The sequence below is a fragment of the Microvirga sp. HBU67558 genome (assembly GCF_018069605.1).
Lineage (GTDB): Bacteria > Pseudomonadota > Alphaproteobacteria > Rhizobiales > Beijerinckiaceae > Microvirga > Microvirga terrae.
The window spans coordinates 1-555 of the sequence record NZ_JAGPUP010000223.1; the positions used below are offsets into that span (position 1 = coordinate 1).

Below are 555 nucleotides of genomic sequence, written 5' to 3' on the forward strand. Positions count from 1 at the left end.
CGGCCCAGCCGATGCTGGCCTTGTTGATAGCAAGCTTGAATCGCTCCCCGCGCAGGAAGCGGGCATCAACAATCCACCCGTTCCCGCTCGGGCTCAGGTCGACGACGGTGGGTGATGGAGTTCTGACGCCGACCTCCGGCACAGGATGCTTATCGGATACCTCCAGCAGTTCCCGCAGCCCCTCAATGAACTGCTCAATGCTCATTGCGGACCGGGCCAGTGTCTCCATCCCGTAGATGACCTGGTTGAGGCTGGTAAACGGATAGCCCGGTTCGCCCACCCTGTTGGTGCTCCATTGGAGAATGGACGATAGCCTCTCGGCGAACTTCTCGTCGTTGGCTGCCACGCTGACGTTCTTGCCGCCTCCGTCGATTGTGACCGTCACCGTCATGCTCTTAGGGAACATGATCCGGAGCATGAGGAGATCGCCATCGATGACTTTCGTTGTGAGCGCCACCGGATGCCTCCTTTCGCCTCAGATCCCGACAGTGACGGTTTAACAGTCGAGCGGAGCCTTGGACAACACGGGTTCATCTCGGAATTCGATGGCTCGCC

The 555-nt window shown here is 59.5% G+C and carries 1 protein-coding gene; it reads right to left on the reverse strand.

The genetic code is table 11. The annotated features are described in order from the left end of the window. Positions 1–457: hypothetical protein (locus tag KBI52_RS00940; protein WP_210804797.1), on the reverse strand; the 457-nt coding region annotated here is incomplete at its 3' end. Positions 458–555 lie beyond the last annotated feature (98 nt).